Genomic DNA, 19,154 nt, shown 5'->3' with positions numbered 1-19,154 from the left:
ATGGATCTAGTGTGCTCGAAAGGTGATCTCTCTAAACCGGCAGCAGCCCGTATAGAGTTGCCTTTTACAGCACAATCTAACAAAGATACCACGGGATGAACCAGTATAACGTGCAAGGAGGACATACACTTGAGAAATGTAAGCTTGCGGGCTGCCGGCTTTGATAAAAAAGCTCTATACCGGAGATGGCGCAGATGGACCATTCTGCTTGCTTCAGCGGGATTGATGGCGCTGCTGGCCGGACCTGCCGATGCTGCGCAAAAGGAGCCTTCGGCCCCGGCACCTCTGCAGAAGGGTGAGCGCCGGCAGGTACTGGGCCATGATCAGCGGATTATCCTGATTGATGCCGGGCACGGCGGGATTGACGGCGGAACCTCCCACGGCGACATCCTGGAGAAGGATATTACACTCGCGATCTCACGCCGGTTGTTTCTGCTCCTGCGCAGCGACGGCTTTGACGCCATCCTGAACCGCACCGGTGATTACGCCCCGAGCGACGAGAACCTCTGGCTGCGCAGCAAATCCCGCCATCTGCGAGATCTGGCCCAGCGCAAGGAGCTGGCCGAGACTCTGCCTGCTAACGTGGTCGTCAGTGTACACATTAACTGGGCGCCTTCACCCGCCAAGCACGGGCCATTGGTCCTATACCGCCAGGAAGGGCGCAGCTTTTTGCTGGCCAGGTCGATTCAGGATCAGCTTGATAAGCTGTATGGCATGAAGACTGACCCCAGACCCGGCAAACCGTTCTATCTGCTAAATAAAATAACCGCCACAACGGTAATCGTTGAGGCGGGATTCATAAGCAGCCCTGAGGACCGCAGCCGGCTCTGTACGCCTCATGGGCAGGAGGAGCTGGCTGAGGCCATCGCCGCCGGGATCGCAGCCTATCTTATGGAAGTGTAAGCCGCGCATTCCATTTCCATTGGTCTTTAATCAGATCCGCTATGCCGACAAAATCTACAGTATCCTTCAGCTCTTCAATGCCGCTGCGGATACCCGCGGCCGTCTCTTTGCCCTGTATGCCGACATGCCCGATGGTTATACAATACCGCTGGTCCTGTGCATGCTCCTGTACCAGCCGCATTTGCTTCAGGACATGGCCCGCGGAGTGGACATCATCAAGGAAGATGTGGTTCTCCACCGGGGGAAGCCCTTGCTCACGGGCAAGCTTACCGGCTATTGAACGGTAATTGGTATGGCTGTCTACAAAAAATAGCCCCCGCTCTCTGCAGACTGCCAGCACAATGCCCATTACCCGCTCATCCCCGGTCACCTTGGAGCCCATGTGGTTGTTGATGCCGATAGCATAAGGAACATTATCGAGCGCCGCTTCCACCCGCTCCCGTACCTCCGCGTCGCTCATACTGGTCAGCACAGCTCCCGGACCCAGCCACTCCGGCTTGCCCTGGCGCGGCTCCATCGGCAGATGCACGAGCACGTCATAGCCGCGTTCATGCGCTCTCTTGGCGTCCTGCTTCGTGGTGGACAGGAACGGCATGACCGCAGCGGTAATTTTGACCGGCAGAGCGAACATTTCCTCTGTGCCGCGCATCCCGTTGCCGAAATCGTCTATGATGATCGCTACCTTACTGCGGGCTGCCCGTGCCGGCTTATCTACAGTCGCCTGCACACCATAAATCCCGGACAACGCAATGTCTGTCCCGGACCGCTCTCCCTCTGCCCTTATTTCAGAAGCTGCTCCCGTTGCAGACGGAGCTCCTAGAATCAGAGATGTCATAAGGACAGCTACGGCAACATAAGAGAGCGGCTTGCGGCAATTTAGCAGCGGGTACTGGCTTTTGTTCATAAGAAACGCCTCCTTCGTCTATAACTAATACTCTCATTGTTTGGAATCCGCAGGAGTAATATGTACAGGCGGGATGCGCAATAATTAACAGTGCTGCTCAGTCTGCCGTCCAAGGTGGTCGGCTGCCAGCAGCGCTGCATATACATCCTGAGGCGCCACCGCAAACGGCATGTTTTTCATCGGTCCGTCTTCGGCACAGCTGGCCGCAGCAGCAGCCATAAGCTTGTCCGCAGGAATACCTCCAAGCCCCATCCGATCCAGGGTAAGGGGCAACCCGGCCTCGCGGCAGAACCCGGCAACGGCAGCAGTCTCTTCTTGCGGCGCCTGCTCCAGCATCAGCTGGGCCAGTGTGGCGAAGGCCACCTTCTCCCCGTGCAGCATGTGCCGGCATTCTTCAAGAACGGTCAGCCCGTTATGAATGGCATGGGCTGCAGCGAGGCCGCCGCTCTCAAAGCCTATCCCGCTCAGGTAAATGTTAGCCTCAATAACGCGGGCGACCTGCGCGGAGGCTCTGCCCTGCCGGACATCTTCCAGAGCCGCAGGCCCGTCCTGGAGAAGGGTATCATAGCAGGCCCGGGCGAGAGCTAAGGCAGCGATCGAGCCTACGCCGCCGGCTTCGGTGACAGCGCCTGACCTGCGGCAGGCTCTCGCTTCAAAATAGGTCGACAGCGCGTCCCCCATCCCCGCTGCCAGCAGCCGGGCCGGTGCCTTGGCGATCAGCCCGGTGTCGGCGATTACCGCATCAGGACTGCGTCGCAAGGATAAGTAACGGTCAAATTCTCCTTGTTCCGAATACAGCACCGCTACCGCGCTGCACGGCGCATCCGTTGAAGCAACCGTCGGAACCAGAATGACGGGCAGTCTGGCGTAGTGACTGACCGCTTTGGCGGTATCCAGTGTTTTGCCTCCGCCGATCCCCAGAATGACCCCTATCCTGTCAAGATTGAGCTCAGCAACAATCTGTTCCACTTGCACCAAACTGCACTCTCCCTGAAATTTCCGCACCTGGAGTCCCATAGTCTCCAGGGCAAAGCTGCTCCGGATCTCCTCACCATATACAGACAAAATATAAGGATCAACGATAGCATAAGCCTCCCCGGCTTCCATTTGCACACAATAAGCTCCAAGCCTGGCGATCTCGCCCTCACCCTGGATGTACCTTGACGGAGCATATGTAACCTGTCTCAGGCCAATCCCCTCCTTTTTCCGATTGACCTTCATTGTAAAGAAGCAACTGCTACCTGCGCTATTAAAAAAGCCCCAATCCCGGCGGGATGGAGCTTCTGTGGGCAGTTATCTATTTTTTGCGGGCAGGCATCCGTTTGACATCTCCGGTCAGTGTACAATCCTCATTGCGGGTTCCAATACCGCTGCCCGTAATTTTGTTGTCGATGAAATCCACGATCTGCTGCAAAGAAGCAATCTGATCGAGGATATTTTGCTTATGGGTCTGGATTTTGTCATACAGCTCCGGATATCCGCTCAGGGCGGAATCCGGGGTCAGGCTCAGATAGGGACGCATCTCATCCAGCGGCATTCCGGTTTTTTTGAGGCAGACAATCAGCTTGATCCGCTCCACATCCGGCCTGCTATAGATCCGGTGCGTATTCCCTTTACGTTTCGCCCGGGGCAGCAGCCCGATTTTTTCATAGTAGCGGATGGTATCCTCGGCAAGACCGGTGAGCTCCGCTGCTTTTTTAATGGGATAGCCCTCCTGGGCTCCCTGTTCTACTCCACCGGCTTGTTCTTCCTTCGCCCGTTCTTCTTCCGTCTGTTCCTTTCTTGCTTCTGTTGCCTCTATCAATTCCAGCACCTCCAGAATTCCCGGCCTTTTCTTGAACCTGTAATATCCGATTACCTTATTGTATAACTTGGAGTCAGCTCCAAGTCAAGCTCCTCTTTTTCCGTCAAAATATTCCTTGACTTGGAGTCGGCTCCAGGTTATAGAATGAGCCCACCATCAGATACACGGTGTTGCTGCACCGGCTATCCTGGTCACTATGATCAAACGAAGGAGAGATATCAATGAATGAACAATATAATCACGCCAGCCGCGGAACCGCGCTGATTACCGGAGCCAACAACGGCATCGGACTTGAGCTGACCCGTAAAATGCTGGGCGAGGGCTGGCAGGTCGCCGTGCTGATCCGCTCCGCTTTTCCCGCCGGTGATCCCCTGATAACTGAAGCTGCAGCCAGCAAAAGGCTGAGAATTTACAACGCGGATTTGACAGATTTCGCCAGTCTGCACCAGGCATTGGATGCGATTAAAGCCGGGGAGTCCAAACTTGATCTGCTCTTTAATAATGCCGGAGGCAGTTTTTCGGAACTCAGCTATTCTGCACAGGGCCGTGAGCTGCATTTCGAGCTGCAGACGGTTGTCCCGTATATTATCACCATGGAACTGAAGGAGCTGCTGCTGAAGGGTTCTGCCCCGACCGTCATCAACACGTCCTCCAATGCGATCCTCAGTGTACAATCCTTCGACCCCGCCCTGCTGGAGCGGCCCCGTTCCTTCAAGAAGCTGTTCGGTCCGTACGCGGTCTCCAAACTGGCGCTATCCCTGTGGACGAAGGAACTCGCACCGCAGCTCGCTGCTGAAGGCATTATGATCCGCAGTGCCGATCCGGGAGGCAACAACACACTCCGCAAAGGTAAAAATTCGGGCCTGCCCTTCTATATCAAGCCCCTGATGAAAATGTTCTTTCACCATCCGAGCTACGGTGCCGGTCTGCTGTATAATGCCGCATTGGGCAGACACAAAGATCAGCCGGGTATTTTCCTGATGAAGGATAAGGTATCCGGTCTGAAATTCTCCGAGCATGCCCCTGCCGTTCTAAGTAAGGTCCGGGATATTTATGCCCAAGAGTTCTCTGCCATCCGTAAAAGCTCCTAACAGCGTACCAGCAATAGCGCCATCCTTCTAACCAGGCAGAAACGGATAAAAGGCGGCGTCGCAAGCCGTCTCCCCCGGGAGAACAGCTGCGCCGCCGCCTTATTTATGTCTTTAACCCGAATTCAGTCCAGACGCCCCAAGGCCTGCAAGAACAGCAGCTTCTCCAGCGCAATCCAGCCCTTCCACCAATTTTCGCTGACGGCAAACTCCCGCTCATAGCTGGCCCAGCTCCAGTTCAGGTTCCAGACGCCTTCCTTGTTGCGGCTTTCAAGCGTATAGTCCAATTCCTTCTCCACGATAGCTGCATTCTCTTCATAGCCCAAGCTTTCCCGCTTTTGAATGAAAAACGAAGGCTTGCAGGTATAGCCGTTCCAGTCAGCGGCATCCCGCTGCAGCAGTGCAGTAATCCGCCGCTCTGCAGCTGCTTTCATCTCAGCGTAAGCGAATTGCTCCTGCAGTCCCGCCTGGGCGATATACTCAAGCAGTGTAAGGACACATTTGAGCGGATGCATCTCGATCTCCGATTCCTGTAAAAAAAGATCTTCTAGCTCCTTCGCAATTCCGAAGCCGCGTGCATAAAGCGCGCTGTCCCAGTCAGCGAACCGCAGAATAAAGCCGGCGAGAATCGCGGTCGGATTAAAGATGCTGCGGGCTGTGCTGTCAGAGTCCATATTCCACCAGGGTGCATGCGGATAATTGTTGTTAGAAGCAATCACATTCCGCCATGTGTTACCGTCCATTTCGGCTCCGCTGTTCAGATACCTGAGTATCCCCTGCACAACGGGATGATCTTTGTCCTCAAACCCAATCTCCATCAGCATATCCGCCCCGGTTGCGGTCTGAAGCGGCGAGGAATACGGATTCCAGGCATCCGGCTCGAGGGCATTTCCGAATCCGCCGTCTTCATTCTGGTAGGCTGCAAGTGCCGTCAGCACAGCAGTCTGTCCGCCATTCTCGAAATGAAACTGCCATTTTGCCAATTCGAGCGGACGGGCATTACGGTAAAACCAGTTTCTGATTCCTTGAAAATCCTCCCGTGCAAGCTTCATCCTCATTCCCCTTTAATTCAATTTACGCTGCTCAAGCAGCCCATACCCCTGTATTATATATCTGACAGGCAGCATTTTGGCTGTGATGTTGTTCAAGCAGGTTAATATTATAAACATACCAGTGCATATTATAGAGTACGCAGAGGAGGGAATTATGAAGAAGAATGCCGCCGGAATGTACGCTTTTGCCAAAGCGCTGTTCACCAAAATTAAATATGATGATGTGCAGGGCGTCAGTGCACAATTAACCTATTATCTCATCCTCTCCCTGTTTCCGTTCTTGATCTTCATCATGACGCTGATCGGGTACGCCCATATTTCCCTGGAGGACAAGATTCAGCAGCTACAGCCGATTATGCCGGCCGAAGCCTACTCTATTATTGAAGAAATTCTGCAGGATGTCTCTGAGGGGCGGAGCCAGGCCCTGCTGTCGTTTGGTATGCTGGCTACGCTGTGGGCCGCCTCGAAGGGAATCAACGCCATTATCAAAGGCCTCAACCGCGCCTACGATATTGACGAGAGCAGGGTCTTCTGGAAAGTCAGGGGGATTGCTTTTCTGGCTACACTGTCCATCGGTCTGGTGGTGCTGCTCAGCATTCTGCTGCTCGTATTCGGGAGCTGGCTGAAGACACAGGTCTTTTTGCTCACTGATCTGCCTTATGGTCTGCAAAAGCTCTGGGACCTGCTCCAGTATGCCGTTCCCCTATTCGTTATGTTCGTCGTATTCACGCTGCTCTACTGGATTGCTCCCAGCCGCAGACTGCGCCTCAGGGAGGTTATGCCGGGTGCGCTCTTCTCTACCGTCGGCTGGATCGTCACTTCTGTACTTTTTTCCGTCTATGTCAATCAATTCAGTGATTTCACCAAAACCTACGGCAGCCTTGGCGGGGTCATGATCCTGTTAATCTGGCTCTATATCAGCTCCATCATCATTCTGGCGGGCGGAGAGATCAATGCGCTTCTGCTGAACCGCAGGACTGCTCCGCAGATCCGCACCTGAATTTGTGTTATAGCAGGACAAAAAGGTGCTCTCCTCGTAAGGAAAGCACCTTATTTCAGCAGACTCAGCCTCCCTGAAGCCCTCCCCGGTGTACAACGCTTTTGCCTGCTCGTTCTCTGCATTCACACACAGGATACTCCGGCTGTAGCCGTTATTCTTAGCGGTGTGAAGTGCTGCCCGCAGCAGGACTCTTCCAAGACCTTCCCCCTGATACTCCGCTTCAGTGCCTTAATTATCAAACGATCTCCCTCTGCACTATATTAATTACTTTCAGCTACGTTCACCCGGATTCAAGGGTTCAAGGGTTCAAGCCGTTAAACTGCCTAAGCATTTCAACAAATTCATATAGCTGCTCATCCTTCCAGCCCGCAATCCGCTCATAAAAAACAGTACCCTTCTCTTTAAGCGCCTCCACGATCTTCTCCTGCCCGTGTCCGGTGAGTGAGAGCAGAATGGCCCGCCCGTCTTCCGGAGACGACTCTCTCCTCACATAACCCAAGGCTTCCAGTTGTTTAATCAGCCGGCTTACCGAGCTGCGGTCCATTGCTGTGGATTCCGCCAGCACCGCAGCACTGGCCGGTCCATAAGAATACAGCCAGCGGATGAGGTGAAAAGCCGCCGGCTGCAAAGAATCATCAAACCGGGCTGCCGCCCTCACGTTGATGGCATGGGACGCGCTAAGCAGCGCGTTCAGCTGTTCTCCGAGCGCTGCTTCAAGCGCTTCTCTTCCTGCATCAGCCAAGGAATCTGTACTCAATCTGTTCACCTTTCTTCCTTCAGTTCAGAATAAACGCCTAATATAGTTGACATATATCAATCATATTATTATGATGGACATATATCAACTATATTGCTATACCATTATATCACATGAAGGAGACCGAACTCATGTCTAAAAATCCTGTTGCAGTCATTACAGGAGCCACCAGCGGACTCGGGCAGCTGGCTGCCGCTACGCTGGCGGAACGAGGTTTCAGGCTAGTTTTGACAGCCCGGAGCATGGAACGTGCCGAGGCCGCAGCACTCAAAATCAGACAACAAGCCCCCGGTGCGCCAATCCACTTTTATTACGGTGACCTCTCGGTAATGAAGGATGTCCGCAGAGTCGGACAAGAAATCCTGTCCGCTCATCCAGCAATCGACGTATTATTAAACAATGCCGGTATCCATGCCTTTGAGCCTCGTGTCACTTCTGAAGGCTATGCCGAAATGATTGCTGTCAACTATTTGGCGCCCTGGCTGCTGACCCAAATCCTTCAGCCCTCTCTATTGAAAGCCGGGCAGGCCCGGGTGGTCAATGTTGCCTCCGAAGCTTCACGCAATCACGGAACGCTGAAGCTGCCAGAGGATTTAAGTGACACCAGCCCTTTTACAGCCCGCGGCTCATCCGCGCTTTACGGCAAAACCAAGCTGCTCAACATTATGTTCACCGCTGAGCTGGCCCGCAGATGGTCGGGCAGCGGAATCACTGTCAATGCTCTCAATCCCGGATTTAACGTCACTGGCCTTGGACGTGAACTGAAGTTTGCCGGTTTAATCGAACGGCTGTTAAAAGGGCTTCATATCGGCGATCCCCGCAGAGGAACAGACATCATAACCCGGCTCATTCTGGAGCCTGAATACGGTAAAGTAACCGGCGGATACTTCAATGTCGGAACCGGCAGGCCCATTGAACCCGTCTTCCCGGGCAATGATCCAGTACAGCAGAAAAAATTGTGGGAGGCTACGGAAGACCTGCTCGGCAAAAGGGATTAACGGATGCCGGATCAGATCAGTTCACCGCGTTTATTCAGGTAGCGGTACAGCACAAAGGCGCATACCGCACACAGCAGGGCACACAGGCCGATAAATCCGTATCCCGCCTGCAATCCGTGCAGCAGGGCGTTCGGGTCATTTTCATCATACAGCTTCTTCACCGCTTCGATCACAAAGCCGATCACATAGTTCCCGATAACACTTCCGAGTCCCATCATGGTAACCGTAAAGGTAATAGCTGTATCACTGCCGCCCGGATAACGTTTCGCAATAAAGGCCATAACGGTCGGATAAATCATCGCAATCCCAAGCCCTGCGGCCGCGAACAGAAACGCCAGGGACTCTCCCCCTGCAATCGCCGCAAAGGTACAAACGGCGGAGAAGCCCGAGAAAATAATCAACGACAGGGTGAAGCCGATTTTGTCCGTCACCGGTCCAAGCACAAGTCTGCCGACCGAAAACAGCAGGAAGAAAACAGACAGCAGACCCGATGCCTTAACAGTATCCCAGTCGTACGCCTTCTCCAGAAAATTAACCAGCCAGCCGCCGACGGCCAGCTCAGATACAACGCCGAAGGACAGGATCAGCACCATCCACCACAGGGCCGGGTCCCGTCTTAATTCCTTGAACGGCGTACGGTGCTCAGCCGGCATATCATCTCCCGGAAAGGAGCTGCGCAGCGCACTCAGGATCGGCAGCAGCGAGAGCGAGAGCATGACCAGATACATTCCCCGCCAGTCCAGTTCATGGCCAAAAAGGTGCACAGACATCATGCCTGTAGCGATCAGCGGGGCAACTGTGGAGCTTAGTCCATAAAAAAAGTGGGACAGGTTCATCATGGTCCCGACATTTTTGACAAAAATACGTGCCCCCAGGATAGCCAGGGCAATCTCCAGCATCCCGTTGCCGATGTACATCAGGAAATAAGATGCCGCGAACGCAGGATAGGCATGGGATACAAAGATAAAAATACCGGACAGCAGCATGGAGGCAAAGGACATAATGCTTGTCGCTTTGATTCCGAATTTACGCACCAGTATAGCGGTGAATGAACAGGCAATCAGATAGCCGAGGGCGTTCAGGGACAGCAGACTCCCCAGCTGCTCCTCGTTCAAGGCAAAGTCAAACTGAATCCGCGGGATAGCCGGTCCTTTAATATTTTCGGAAATACCGAAGATAATAAAGCCTAAAAAGATCGTTACAAGCTGCATGGCATAGGTTTTATTGAATGAGGTTGTGCGCTGTTTCAACTTGATGGCCTCCTGAAGGATTAGTTGTTATTGGACAACGGGTATAACAATGGGCAATGGGGCCGCACGGGACCGTTCGTTATTTCCGTTCCACCAGCTGCAGCCGGTAAGTAAGACTCTCCAGCGTAAGTGCAGTTAGGCCGGTTTTGTATTCTTCCTGTGTATTGTTTTTGATAAGCAGCGCCGGCAGATGCTCCTCCGGTATGTATTGCCGGCAGCCGTCAAGCAGCTCCTCCGTCATCGAAGGATGGGTCAAATCGCCTGTGACCGCAATGGAGACCGGATTAAGGACCGTTATGATGGAAGACAGCATATGGGCCGCTACAGATACGAACGTATCCTTGTTATGCAGCCTTTCCAGCTGCTCCTCCCGTGAAAGGCCAACCGGAAAATAAGAGATCTCCCCTGCAAAATGGGTTGAGCCCGTCACCATGCGCCCGTTAACGATGAAGCCTGCTCCCGGAAAATGATTGTCAGGAAAGGTCACTACGGCAAACGGCTGATCCTCCTCCAGGTTCTGAAGCTGATAAAAGCCATACACTGTAGCATTCATATCATTCTCGATAATGATGTCCATATTGTACTTCTCACTAAGCTGCTCACCCAGCGGCACCCCGGCAAGTGCAGCCACGTCACAGATTCCGATAACCCCGCGGTGCGCGACTCCCGGAATGCCGATGCCGGCTGCTTTTACATGGCGGTGTTTCCCGGCAAGTTCCCCGACCAGAGAATGAATGGTATCTGCATCTATATAGCCATAATGCCGGGTCCCCTCCTCCACCTGATCACCTGCCAGATTGACAATAAGGTAAGTAATGGAATGACGGCCGCCTTCCGTCTTCACCATCAGACACAGCACACAGGCATAATCAGCATTGAACCTGTACTGCCTGGCAGGACGCCCGCCGCTCGATTCCTCAAGCTCCAGTTCAATCACCTCACCGCTGCGGACCAGCTCATTCAGAATACTGCCGCAAGTGGCTACGCTCAGCCGTGTCATATTGGCGATTGACGCCTTTGTGCCTGTACCGGCAGCCTTCAACGTATTTTTGACCAGCTCCACATTGATCTTCTTGACTTGAGCGGTGTTGTGGGTTATTGGCATTATTGTCCCCTTCCTGTTTTCTGAGTTATTACAACTCTTTTAATAAGTGAAAATATAATGGCTTTGGGCTCTGCTGTCAAGGGGGCGGCAGTAAACAATAGATGAAGACGAGGAGATATAATTAAAGCTCATTTTCACGCAAAAAAAAGACCCGTAATCGCCTAAGGCATTACGGGTCTTTCTTCATTAGGATGCGGTCGAGAGGACTCGAACCTCCACGGTATTGCTACCACACGGACCTGAACCGTGCGCGTCTGCCAATTCCGCCACGACCGCAAATTCTATTATGCCACTCTCGCGGCCACAAGATAGATCTTACCATGTACAGATATAAGAGTCAAGACTTTTTTATTTTCATTTCTTTTCATATTTTTTTGGATAATTATTGCTTTTCATTATAAATTCAAGGTATAATAAGAACAAAAGTTCGCATACTATAAATGAGGTGATTTATATGGCGACTACTACCAGAACCACTCTGAACACACCAACTATTCCTGAAGATATAACCAAAGACGAACTGTCCCTTGTGAGAAGCTATCTGCTGCTGACGTTTATTCATAAAGTATTCGAGCGTGATTGCCGTGTAATCGGCAGGAGCGGTTTATTCAAGACCCCCCAGCTCTACATGGAGCTGGTTACTGGCGCAACCAAGAAGACTTCGCTGATGCTGCAGGAGGTAACCCGCGAGCTGACCTCCCACAATCTGAAGATTACGACGATCCGCCAGGATCAGCGCGGCGTTGAAGCCTCTTATGCCTGCCGGGGCTATACCGGCGAGATCAACATCCAGTGGCCCGGCTTCCGTAATGAGATGATGCAGCGCATGCGCGCTTACCTCGGGCTGAATCCGGAACTCGCCGTATTATCCAAGAACGAGAGCGTTGAACAGATGGCTATGTCCATCTGATGGTTATCAGCCTGTATGCGAGAAGCCCCGTCCATACCCGGACGGGGCTTCTCTGCGTTATGATGCGCTTTATCTTATAAATCCTCCAGCCCTTTGCGCGGCTCTGAGTACGGCTGAAAAATGTAATTGCGGTCGAGCTTGACTACATGCTTATTTGGACGGCGCACCATCACCTGGGTCTCATTCCAGGCCAGGATTATGCCTCTTACATCATTGCTCTGGAGTGCGTCACGAATAACACGCACCTTCTCACCGGACAAACGGTAAGCATCCAATTCTTCATCACTGATCATGTTCCTAACCCTCCTTTGCAAAAAAGCTTGTCTATTCAAAAAAAGACCCAAATGAGAATCCATTTGGGTCTTGCTTGACTAAGATCCTATATCAGCGCTTCATTCTTCTCAAACCAGAAATCAAGAACTTTAGCGGACATCACACGTTGTTCCAGGTATTCAACCTGATTGTCTGTGAAATTCTCTTTCCAGTTGAATTCCAGCTCTTGGCACAGACTGGTGATCGTTAAAAGTTCCGACCAGGCAACATAACGTTTATACCAGAAAAATTGAGGATGTTCAATCATATAGGGATACAGATCGTCGAACTCTGTGTGTTTACAATCCAGGGCACGCTCGAAATGATCCTTGGCCTCGGTTAGCTTATCAATAAAAAATTGCTCTGTCACCGGTTCTTTCCCCATTGTGACGCCTCCTCTCCTATGTCTAATCTTTATTATAAAGGAAAAGTTATAGGGTGAAAAGAAGATGTTTTAAAAATAGGCTTTGTTCCGATAATTGTCACTGAATTAATCGGCGAAATGAACCTTTCCGTCTTCCAGCGACTCTATACGGACTAGCGATTCCAGACGGATACCCTGATCCCTGATCGTACGGGCGCCTGCCTGGAAGCACTTCTCCACGACGACTCCCATTCCGGCCAGCTCAGCGCCGGAACGCTGGATAATCTTGATCAGCCCGCGCGCAGCATCACCGTTGGCAATAATATCATCAATAAAAAGAACCTTATCTTCCCGGGAAATATACTGGCGGGACAGCATGATGTCGGTAACAATCCCTTTGGTAAAGGACGGAACCCGTTCGCACAGGGCATCCGGATCAGCCAGCAGCGTTTTTTTGCGGCGGGCAAATACAAGCGGCACCTTCATTTCCAAAGCGGTGGCAAACGCCACGGCAATACCCGAGGATTCCACAGTGACCACCCGTGTGATCCCTGCATCCGCGAATCTCCCGGCAAACTCCCGTCCCATTTCCATCGTCAGGATCGGATCAACCTGGTGGTTGAGCAGGGCATCCAGCTTCAGCACCTGATCGGAATGGACAACCCCTTCCTCTAATATCCGCTGTTTCAATACTTCCATGACTTAGTACCCCCATTACCTTAATAATTCCAGACGCTCCGCAGCCGCAAACCTTCATTTCACCAGTGCGGAAGTCATGTCCCTCTGGCTATCATCATAACCTGTACTATATGGACTGCACAAGGCAATCCGGCGGGCAACGCCCATTTTTATAATCAGAGCACATGAGGAGTGAAGCCATGAAATCGCATGTCCGCACGCTGCAGATTGCTTTCACCTATATCGGCACCATTGTAGGCGCAGGGTTTGCTACCGGCCAGGAGATTCTCCGTTTTTTTACCCGGTACGGCCACTGGGCCCTGCTTACCATCATGCTCTCAAGCCTTCTGTTCATTTGGCTCGGCACGAAGATGATGGTCATTGCCCGCCGGATCGGTGCAGATTCGTATGAGGATTTCAACCGCCATCTGTTCGGTGAAAAAGCGGGCAGCCGCATCAGCCTGTTCACCCTGGTTATCCTGATCGGGGTCAACAGCATTATGCTGGCCGGCGCCGGGGCCATCTTTCAGGAGCATTTTGGCTTCCCTTATCAGGCAGGACTGCTGATTACACTGACCGGCTCGTTCTTTTTGCTGAAGCGCGGGATGTCAGGCATTATGCAGCTGAACAGCCTGGTTGTGCCGCTGATGCTTACTCTGTCGCTTATCATTATTTTTAATACATTCGGATTGCCGGGGGCGGAGCGGTTTCTGTTCCTGCAGACGGACAGCAGCAGCTTCGGCGCTTGGATGTCACCTCTGCTGTATACCGCCTTTAATCTGGGTATGGCCCAGGCTGTGCTTGTTCCGCTGGCCCGGCATACCGGGGACGAACAGTCGCTGGTACGCGGCGGTATTCTGGGCGGCATCGGGATCGGCTTCATGCTGCTGGCTGCGCATTTCGCCATGAGCTCGCAGATGCCCGGCATTCTGCAGTATGAAGTCCCGATGGGAAGTATCGCCTTCCGGCTCGGCTCCGCCGTTCAGCTGATCTATCTGCTGCTGATCTTCCTTGAAATCTTCAGCACCTTCATAGCCAACATTTACGGCGTCAGTGTACAGCTGCAGCAGCGCCTCCCGATTGCCCCCGCCCTGGTGACTCCGCTGCTCATGCTGTTCTGTTATCTGTTCAGCCAGTTCGGCTTCAGCTCGCTGCTCGGGGTGTTCTACCCGATCTTCGGCGCTCTGGCCGTGGTCTGGGTCAGCATGCTGCTGCGCGCACCTCTTTCACCCCCTCCTCAGGGAACTGAAGGGAAAGACAAAGCTAAAGGCATAACGATTGTTGCCGTCAAGCCGGTTATACGGGGGCGGAAATAAGGGAAGTCAGACGGATATTACCGACGCAGATGGAATAATCCGCATTGCCGCATCCGCAACATAGCGGTGACAGGTCATCATAACGATCTGCCTGGTTGCCGACAGTTCGCCTATCAAGGCCAGTGCTGCAGACAAGCGGCCTTCATCAAAATTGACGAACAGATCATCCAGCATCAGCGGCAGCCTGATTTGCCGGCTCATGGTTTCGGCCAGAGCCAGCCGGACCGCAAGATACAATTGCTCCTGCGTGCCGCGGCTCAGCAGCCCGCTGTCGAGCAGACCCAACGCTTCATGCTCGGCTTTTAGCTCTTTATGGCCAAGGGTCATAACCATTCTCCGGTATTCCCCCTGTGTCAGCTTTGCAAAATAGGCTGAAGCCAGCTGCAGGACCTGCGGCTGCTTCTCCTGCTCATAAATCCTTCTCGTCCGCCCGATCAGCTCTGCTGCCAGTGCCGTCACGGCATACTGTCCGGCCAGCTGGCGGAGTGCCGACCGCTGCTCCTCCAGCTGCTGGCTGACAGTGTCCCCCATACAGCGTTCATGCAAATGCTCCTGCTCCTGCAGCAGCTTGCCCCTCTGCTCCAAAAGGATATTCCGCTCTTCTTCCAGGTTCACCGCAGCATTTTCGGCTGCAGAGCGTTCCTCTTCAAGCGAGGAAGCATCGTGCTGCTCCAGCAGCTGCTGCAATTGCTCTGCTCTGCTGCCTTCCCAGCCGGTGAACATGGCCAGCTCCCATTGGCGGATCGCTCTTACAAGCTCCGTCCGCCGCTGCACTGCCGAAGCGCGCCGCAGAAAGTCCTCGCCGTCCCCGGCTCCGCCTTCACGCAGAAGAGCGCTGCTCCGATGCACCAGACCTTCCAGCTGCCGCCTGTTCTCCTCCAGCTCCTCATGCATTTCCGCCATCCGGGCAGACAAGCCTTCCCTGCGAAGCAGCTCACTCCGCAGCACATCCCACTCCCGTTTCCGGTTCTCCAGCCAGCTGAGCAAGGTGAACAGGGGAACTTCACCGCTGCTGTTCCCTCCGGCCTGCTGCAGCAGGGACAAGGCTTCATGCTCATAGGCTTCACACTCTGCTCCAAGCTCCCCGAGCCGCACAGTCAGCTTGTCACGCTGGCGGAGCAGCTCATTTCCCTGCTCTACCAGCGCAAAGAGATCCGGCAGCCCATCCGGAGACAAGCCTTCCGGCAGCTTGCGCTGACGCAGCCAGTCTGTGTACCGGCCGTCGAGTTCAGCAAACTCCGCCTCGGCGCGCTCCAGCTCCTCTGCCAGGGCGCGCTCATGCCCGGCGAGCGCCTCTGCTTCTGTCCGGCATGCTTCGCACTCGCCGGACAGCCGGTCCATGCGCTGCTGCCAGGCGTTCCACGCCTCCATCAGGCGGCGCAGCTCCCGCATGCCGGCCTCAAGCGCGCCGGCATCCATGCCCCTGCTCTCCGGCTCCGCACCGGAGAGCAGCAGCCCGCGCAGCCGCAGCATCTCCGCTGCGGCCGCTGCGCGATCCCCGCCGCCGTGCTCCGGCGGGGTGCCCTGCCGGCCCGCTGCGCGCAGGCCGGCCCACAGGGCCAGGTCCGCTGCGGCCAGCAGGCCGAGCGCGGACCAGACGCTGAGCGGCGGAGCCCCGCTCAGCTGCAGGGCCGCCGGCAGCAGCAGCGTCAGCGCTGCGCCTGCGGCCAGCCACCGCCGGTAGCGTGCCGCCCGGCGGTTCTCGGCGCCGGAGCTGCGGCGCCCGGCGCTTTCCGGGCCGCTGAGCGGCCCGGCTGTGCCGAGCTGGGCTTCGCGCCAGCGCTCGGCAGCCTGCTGCAGCTCGTCCCACAGCTGCAGCCGTTCACGCGGGCTGCGCGGGGCGAGGCCCGCGAAGCTGGCGGCGCCGCTTGCGTGCTCGCGCGCAAGCGAGCGCTCCGCCGCCTGCAGCGCAGCGGCGGCGGCGGCCAGGCGGGAGCGGAGGCTCTGCCGCTCCGCTTCCCGGGCCTCCATGCGCCGGTCGTAGCCGGCGAATGCGGCGGCAAAGCGCCGCGCAGCTTCGCGCTCCGCCGCAGTAACCGCAAAAGCGGCAAGCTCCGGATAGCTCCACCCGGTGCCGAGGCTGCGCAGGATGCGCTCCAGATGCGCCTCGTGTACGGCAAGGTCGGCTTCCAGGCGCTGCCGCTCTGCCCGGCGGTCTTCGTAACTCACACGCCTGCGGTCAAGAAGGTCCAGCACAGGACCCTGTGCAAGGAGCAGCTCGTCCGGCAGGTGGAGCGCCAGCTCGGCGGCAAGCTCGTCACGCTGCCGTTGAAGCCGCTCAACAGCACCAGCCGCACTGCTGATTTCCGCTTCCAGCGTCTGCCAGCGCACCGTGCCGTTTTCCGGAAAATCCGATATTTCCGGCAGGCTCTCCAGCTCAAACCGGGCTTCACGCCACTTCAGCCACAGTTCACGGATATCTGCCGCTTTGCGCAGCAGCTTCAGTCTGCTGCCTTTGCTGTTCCGTGCAAGCTCAAGCTCTGCCAGCTTCTGTTCCGCAAGCTCAAGCGCAGCCAGATTCGCGTTATACCGGGGCAGCAAAGCCCGGCTCTCGGCCATATCCCGCTCCAGCTTCTCAATCTGCTGAAGGATTTTGGCCGCCTCCTGCACTTTGCCCCTCGGCTTATACAGCTTCTCCGCTTCCTGGAGCAGCTTGCGTTCGGCGCGCATAATATCACCGCCTCCGCCCATGCCCGCGTGGAACAGATAGCTGCTCATTTCCTCGGACTGCAGCGCGCCAAGCTCCTGCAGCTCGTCCAGTGATACAGCGAACAGCTGCCGGAACATGCTTCGCGAGATGCCGCCCAGCAGCCGGCGTTCCAGCTCCTCCTGTGACGCCTCTTCCGTCCGGCCGTCAGGATGCCGGACGGTAATACTAAGCCTTTCGCTCCGGGCCTGCTGCTCCCCTCCGGCAGCGTAGCGCCGGATGATCCACTGTGCCCCCGTGCTGTCGCATGCCGTCAGAATCCCCCCGTGCTGGCTGCCCTGCAGCGGTTCATACCGCTCCGCCGGATGCGCCCTGCCGGGAATCCCGAACAGCATGGCCCGGATAAACTGCAGTGTGGTGCTCTTGCCGGCTTCATTACGACCGTATAGTACAGTAACGCCTTCCTTCAGCTCAATTTCCCGCTGCTGCAGCCGCCCGAAGCCGCTGATCTGCAACTGCTCTATCTTCATTGCGCATTCCCCCGCTTCTGCCGGTCAGCCGCCTGATACAGCTTCTATACCCGCTGCTGCTTACAGTCTGACACTTCCGCTTCTTTCACCCTGCACGTTAACTTGATTTTCCTGCAGCAGTCTTTTACCACTCTTCGGCGCCACTTCCTGTGTCTGCTGAATTCCCAATCAAGGTATCCGGCATACCCGGGTCTTCCGCTGCCTCTTCACCATGAACCTGATGACGGCTGCCGGTCCGTGCAGCTTCCTCCGCACCGCTCAGCAGTGTAATGCCAAGCTCTTCGGCGCTGCGCAGCCAGTCCCGCTTGTCATCTCCGTCTATTGCGGTCAGCAGCCTGCGCAGCTCGCGGTTTTCCATCAGCGGCTTGAGCGCTGCCGAGAGCAAGTCCTCCAGCCCGTCTTGCGTCTGTCCGCTCCGGCCGGAGAGCCGCAGCAGCTCGCCGAGGAAACTGTCCTCCTGCACAAGACGCTCCCGGTCAACCGGCAGGCCTGTCTCTACAGAAAAGCCTTCGGTCCACACCAGGCCCGCATACCTTTGCTGCCCGGCACGCACCGCCTCCCGCCGCTGCAGCTCGGTCAGAAGGTCGGCAGCAGCCCCTTTTTCAGACAATAGTCTGTGTACGTTCCCGCGGCCGGTAAGTCTGAAGCGCACGACAGACATCAGCTGCGGAAGCTCATCCCGGATTTCCTCTACTGCCCGTTCCACGGCATTTGTCCACTCCGCCTCATCTGCCAGACCGTCAATCGGTATTTCCTTTACCTGCCAGCGGACCGTATCCAGCTCACGAAAGCGCAGAGCGGTGTGGCCTTCTTCATTTACATCCACTATGTAGCAGCCTTTAGGGCCTGTCTCCTTGACACTGCGCCCTTGAATGTTGCCCGGATACACAATGGCCGGACGCTCGTGCAGAATACTGCGCTTATGAATATGCCCCAGGGCCCAGTAATCAAATCCCCGTCCAATCAGATCCTTGCGGGTGCACGGCGAGTAGGTTTCATGCTGCAAGTCACCGTCTACATTGCCGTGTAAAAGCGCGATATGGAACAGGCTGCTGCCCGGCTTGCGGCTGAACCGTAAGGCGGTATTTTCCGTTACTTTTGCCGTGGGATAAGAAATGCCGCTGATCACAGCCAGCTCCGTCCCGTCACTCCGGCGGCAGGCTACGGCTTGTCCCGGCTCTCCGGCTCCGAACAGGGTGACTCCGGCAGGCAGCTCCATGTTCAGGCGCGGCCCGTCCAGCGGATCATGATTGCCGTGAATCAGGTAGACCTGTATGCCCTGTCCGGCCAGTTCCCTGAGGGCCTCCTGAAAACGCAGCTGGCCCTGCAGCGAAGCATCCGAAACATCGTATACATCACCGCTGATGACTACAAAATCGACTTTCTCCTCTACAGCTACGCCAACAAGCCGCCCGAGGGCGGCGAAGGTGGACTCCCTTAGATAGGAGCGAACAGCCTGCGGAAGCTGCGCCAGACCGACGAAGCGGCTGTCCAGGTGCAGATCCGCAGCATGCAGGAATCGGAAAGGAATCACCT

At 55.3% G+C, this 19,154-nt stretch carries 18 protein-coding genes, 1 tRNA gene and 1 pseudogene; 6 read left to right on the top strand and 14 right to left on the bottom strand.

What is annotated here, in order from left to right; translation table 11 throughout:
- Positions 1-129 precede the first annotated feature (129 nt).
- The gene (locus BLR64_RS00665) at positions 130-903 is read left to right on the top strand and encodes an N-acetylmuramoyl-L-alanine amidase (RefSeq protein WP_244157568.1); all 774 of its coding nucleotides are present in this window, start codon (positions 130-132) and stop codon (positions 901-903) included.
- Here BLR64_RS00665 and BLR64_RS00660 read toward each other — a convergent pair.
- The 3 genes from BLR64_RS00660 to BLR64_RS00650 all read right to left on the bottom strand — a co-directional run bounded on the left by BLR64_RS00660 (position 890) and on the right by BLR64_RS00650 (position 3,611).
- Complete coding sequence (locus BLR64_RS00660; protein WP_244157567.1) at positions 890-1,807, bottom strand: divergent polysaccharide deacetylase family protein; 918 nt, start codon at positions 1,805-1,807, stop codon at positions 890-892. The genes BLR64_RS00665 and BLR64_RS00660 overlap by 14 nt on opposite strands.
- A gap of 84 nt (positions 1,808-1,891) precedes the next feature.
- The gene (locus tag BLR64_RS00655) at positions 1,892-3,028 is read right to left on the bottom strand and encodes a glycerol dehydrogenase (RefSeq protein ID WP_244157566.1); all 1,137 of its coding nucleotides are present in this window, start codon (positions 3,026-3,028) and stop codon (positions 1,892-1,894) included.
- Between the two features lie 76 nt (positions 3,029-3,104).
- Positions 3,105-3,611 carry a MerR family transcriptional regulator gene (locus BLR64_RS00650; protein WP_244157565.1) on the bottom strand — a complete coding sequence of 169 codons (507 nt, stop codon included), beginning with the start codon at positions 3,609-3,611 and terminating at the stop codon, positions 3,105-3,107.
- Positions 3,612-3,832: 221 nt separating this feature from the next.
- On the opposite strand from BLR64_RS00650, the gene BLR64_RS00645 reads away from it, so the two are divergent.
- A complete protein-coding gene (locus BLR64_RS00645) occupies positions 3,833-4,702 on the top strand; it encodes an SDR family NAD(P)-dependent oxidoreductase (RefSeq protein WP_090711186.1) in 870 nt (289 codons plus the stop codon).
- A 122-nt stretch (positions 4,703-4,824) separates the two neighbouring features.
- Here the strand turns inward: BLR64_RS00645 and BLR64_RS00640 are convergent, their stop codons facing one another.
- Positions 4,825-5,751 carry a hypothetical protein gene (locus BLR64_RS00640; protein ID WP_090711184.1) on the bottom strand — a complete coding sequence of 309 codons (927 nt, stop codon included), beginning with the start codon at positions 5,749-5,751 and terminating at the stop codon, positions 4,825-4,827.
- Between the two features lie 154 nt (positions 5,752-5,905).
- Between BLR64_RS00640 and BLR64_RS00635 the strand changes: the two genes are divergently transcribed.
- A complete protein-coding gene (locus BLR64_RS00635; protein WP_090711182.1) occupies positions 5,906-6,751 on the top strand; it encodes a YihY/virulence factor BrkB family protein in 846 nt (281 codons plus the stop codon).
- Here BLR64_RS00635 and BLR64_RS31160 read toward each other — a convergent pair.
- Positions 6,653-6,964 (bottom strand): annotated as a pseudogene (locus BLR64_RS31160) (GNAT family N-acetyltransferase); the annotation flags it as partial. The gene BLR64_RS00635 and the pseudogene BLR64_RS31160 overlap by 99 nt on opposite strands.
- A gap of 85 nt (positions 6,965-7,049) precedes the next feature.
- Positions 7,050-7,508 (bottom strand): MarR family winged helix-turn-helix transcriptional regulator, encoded by a 459-nt coding sequence (locus BLR64_RS00625; protein WP_090711178.1) that lies wholly within the window; start codon positions 7,506-7,508, stop codon positions 7,050-7,052.
- Between the two features lie 131 nt (positions 7,509-7,639).
- On the opposite strand from BLR64_RS00625, the gene BLR64_RS00620 reads away from it, so the two are divergent.
- Complete coding sequence (locus tag BLR64_RS00620) at positions 7,640-8,506, top strand: SDR family NAD(P)-dependent oxidoreductase (protein WP_090711177.1); 867 nt, start codon at positions 7,640-7,642, stop codon at positions 8,504-8,506.
- Between the two features lie 11 nt (positions 8,507-8,517).
- Here BLR64_RS00620 and BLR64_RS00615 read toward each other — a convergent pair whose 3' ends face one another.
- The 3 genes from BLR64_RS00615 to BLR64_RS00605 all read right to left on the bottom strand — a co-directional run bounded on the left by BLR64_RS00615 (position 8,518) and on the right by BLR64_RS00605 (position 11,137).
- Positions 8,518-9,717: an MFS transporter gene (locus BLR64_RS00615; RefSeq protein ID WP_090711539.1), complete on the bottom strand. Its 1,200-nt coding sequence runs from the start codon at positions 9,715-9,717 to the stop codon at positions 8,518-8,520.
- 118 nt (positions 9,718-9,835) lie between these two features.
- Positions 9,836-10,864: an ROK family protein gene (locus BLR64_RS00610; RefSeq protein ID WP_090711175.1), complete on the bottom strand. Its 1,029-nt coding sequence runs from the start codon at positions 10,862-10,864 to the stop codon at positions 9,836-9,838.
- 189 nt (positions 10,865-11,053) lie between these two features.
- Positions 11,054-11,137, bottom strand: a tRNA-Leu gene (locus BLR64_RS00605).
- A 178-nt stretch (positions 11,138-11,315) separates the two neighbouring features.
- On the opposite strand from BLR64_RS00605, the gene BLR64_RS00600 reads away from it, so the two are divergent.
- Positions 11,316-11,771 carry a YhjD family protein gene (locus tag BLR64_RS00600; protein WP_090711173.1) on the top strand — a complete coding sequence of 152 codons (456 nt, stop codon included), beginning with the start codon at positions 11,316-11,318 and terminating at the stop codon, positions 11,769-11,771.
- Between the two features lie 74 nt (positions 11,772-11,845).
- On the opposite strand, the gene BLR64_RS00595 is transcribed toward BLR64_RS00600, so the two are convergent.
- The 3 genes from BLR64_RS00595 to BLR64_RS00585 form a co-directional block, all read right to left on the bottom strand.
- Positions 11,846-12,064 (bottom strand): hypothetical protein, encoded by a 219-nt coding sequence (locus BLR64_RS00595; RefSeq protein WP_068728179.1) that lies wholly within the window; start codon positions 12,062-12,064, stop codon positions 11,846-11,848.
- Positions 12,065-12,150: 86 nt separating this feature from the next.
- Positions 12,151-12,468: a hypothetical protein gene (locus BLR64_RS00590; RefSeq protein WP_068728180.1), complete on the bottom strand. Its 318-nt coding sequence runs from the start codon at positions 12,466-12,468 to the stop codon at positions 12,151-12,153.
- A 105-nt stretch (positions 12,469-12,573) separates the two neighbouring features.
- Positions 12,574-13,146, bottom strand: a complete 573-nt coding sequence (locus tag BLR64_RS00585; RefSeq protein WP_068728181.1) for a xanthine phosphoribosyltransferase — start codon at positions 13,144-13,146, stop codon at positions 12,574-12,576.
- A gap of 179 nt (positions 13,147-13,325) precedes the next feature.
- On the opposite strand from BLR64_RS00585, the gene BLR64_RS00580 reads away from it, so the two are divergent.
- Entirely contained in the window at positions 13,326-14,441 is a 1,116-nt protein-coding gene (locus tag BLR64_RS00580; RefSeq protein WP_090711171.1) for a YkvI family membrane protein, read from the top strand.
- Between the two features lie 6 nt (positions 14,442-14,447).
- On the opposite strand, the gene BLR64_RS00575 is transcribed toward BLR64_RS00580, so the two are convergent.
- Both BLR64_RS00575 and BLR64_RS00570 read right to left on the bottom strand, forming a co-directional pair.
- Complete coding sequence (locus BLR64_RS00575; protein WP_090711169.1) at positions 14,448-17,618, bottom strand: AAA family ATPase; 3,171 nt, start codon at positions 17,616-17,618, stop codon at positions 14,448-14,450.
- Between the two features lie 124 nt (positions 17,619-17,742).
- Entirely contained in the window at positions 17,743-19,152 is a 1,410-nt protein-coding gene (locus tag BLR64_RS00570; protein WP_090711167.1) for a metallophosphoesterase family protein, read from the bottom strand.
- Positions 19,153-19,154: the final 2 nt, after the last annotated feature.

The organism is Paenibacillus typhae (genome assembly GCF_900099765.1).
In the GTDB taxonomy this organism is placed as follows: domain Bacteria; phylum Bacillota; class Bacilli; order Paenibacillales; family Paenibacillaceae; genus Paenibacillus_AQ; species Paenibacillus_AQ typhae.
This window is presented reverse-complemented; position numbering and strand designations above follow the sequence as displayed.